Source organism: Vibrio sp. 10N.222.49.A3 (genome assembly GCF_041475145.1).
Lineage (GTDB): Bacteria > Pseudomonadota > Gammaproteobacteria > Enterobacterales > Vibrionaceae > Vibrio > Vibrio tasmaniensis_A.
In genome coordinates this window covers 1-1,762 of sequence record NZ_JBFRVM010000115.1, presented here as the reverse complement: position 1 = coordinate 1,762, position 1,762 = coordinate 1, and the positions used below count along the sequence as shown (strand labels likewise).

Here is a 1,762-nt window from a genome sequence, read left to right as displayed (position 1 = left end):
GGGGGGGGGGGTGTTTATAGTTCCGCTTTTTATTAATAATGATTATTGTTTTACGCGGTTTGGTGGTCGATTTGTATCCAAATGGCTATTTTGTTCAATTTAATAGCAAAAAATGTGGTTATAGCGTTGTGTTTCAAAGCTCATTCGATAAGATGAAAATACCTCTAATGACAGAGGTAGGGCAGCAATGGATACGCTGCTTCAAATACTATGGAATGTGACTTAATTATTGGACACATACATGAAATTCAAGATTACATCGCCGATTATTGAACCTACAGAAGGTTCACCACATCACTTAACGCAAACTCACGCTTCTCGTTTTACCTATTTTAAGACAAGCTCCCCTTTGAACACCCTGTTCGACAACGTCTCTGCACGCTTCTTTACTGCTTATCGCTCCTATTGTTATTCGTTTTATAACTTTATTTCTATCTGAACTCCTTTGTCATCCGCTTGATGTACGAAGACTCACACCTATAAAAACTAAACAAATAAGTTAAAAACAATGAATATTAAAATGATGGGTAGCTCCCTAATTATCGCTGGTACCGCTCTCGGTGCTGGTATGCTTGCGATCCCAATGGTATTAGCTCAATTTGGATTGCTTTACGGCACGCTGCTGATGGTTCTGATCTGTTTCGGTACCACTTACGCAGCATTATTACTTCTAGAAGCGACCATCAAAGCCGGTGGCGGTCTAGGGTTGAACTCTATTGCTCGAAAAACTCTGGGCAAACAAGGGCAGTTGATTACCAACGGCCTACTTTACGCGTTATTGATCTGCCTATTGATGGCCTACATTCTGGGTGCGGGTGATTTGCTGAGTAAGTTACTGTCTAACTTCGGTGTAGACATTAGCGCAACGACGAGCCAAATCACGTTTACTTTACTTGCGGGTGCCGTTGTCGCGAGTGGCACAGGAGTGATTGATAAGCTCAACCGCGCATTGTTCTTTGTGATGCTAGCAAGCTTGTTTGCAACTATGGTGTTTTTAGCACCAAGCATGACGCAAGAAAACTTGATGCAGGTAACCAGTCATGACCACGTCGATCTAATCAAAACCAGTGCAATCCTGTTCACAAGCTTTGGCTTTATGGTTGTGATTCCAACCTTGGTTTCTTACAACCACGAAGCGACAGACAAACAGCTGCGTAACATGGTGATCGTCGGTTCTCTGATTCCATTAGTGTGCTACCTGTGCTGGTTGTTTGCTGTGGTTGGTAACTTGAGTGAAGAGCAATTTAGAAGCTTCAAGAACGTATCAGATTTGATGGCGGCGTTTGAGGCTCAGTCTCCTTGGGTGGGCAACGTTCTGTCTACCTTCACTGGCTTGGCGTTGTTGACCTCTTTCTTTGGTGTAGCGATGTCTTTGTTCAACCAGAACAGAGACATGTTTAACCAAAACACAGCGGTCACTTACTGCATTAGTTTCATCTTGCCGCTGGCGGGTTCACTGCTTGCTGCAGATAAGTTCCTACAAGTGTTGAATTATGCAGGCATCATCTTAGTGTTCTTGGCTGTTTTTGTTCCTCTGGTTATGGTTCATAAGCAACGCTTTATGAAAGTAGCGGAAGATAGATACAGCGCTGAAGGTGGCCGACCAATGATGCTTTTCTCATTGTTGTTCGGTTGCTTCTTGCTTATCTCGCAAGTGATTTAGCAAAACAATTTAGTGGTTGAATCAATCAGTCACCAAGCTTTAGCGACAAAAGCTTAAGATACAAAAAAAGGAACGCATCGGCGTTAATGCCGTTCACTT

The 1,762-nt window shown here is 43.0% G+C and carries 2 protein-coding genes; both read left to right on the top strand.

Annotated elements, in window-relative coordinates; all coding sequences use genetic code 11:
• Positions 1-241 precede the first annotated feature (241 nt).
• Positions 242-439, top strand: a complete 198-nt coding sequence (locus AB4589_RS18710; RefSeq protein ID WP_372101473.1) for a hypothetical protein — start codon at positions 242-244, stop codon at positions 437-439.
• A gap of 81 nt (positions 440-520) precedes the next feature.
• Positions 521-1,663, top strand: coding sequence for an amino acid permease (locus AB4589_RS18705; RefSeq protein ID WP_102278442.1), 1,143 nt, complete (start codon positions 521-523; stop codon positions 1,661-1,663).
• The last annotated feature ends 99 nt before the right edge of the window (positions 1,664-1,762 follow it).

Coding starts and splice junctions, on each gene's coding strand:
- AB4589_RS18710 (WP_372101473.1), top strand. CDS start 242: ATGAAATTCAAGATTACATCGCCGATTATTGAACCTACAGAAGGTTCA.
- AB4589_RS18705 (WP_102278442.1), top strand. CDS start 521: ATGATGGGTAGCTCCCTAATTATCGCTGGTACCGCTCTCGGTGCTGGT.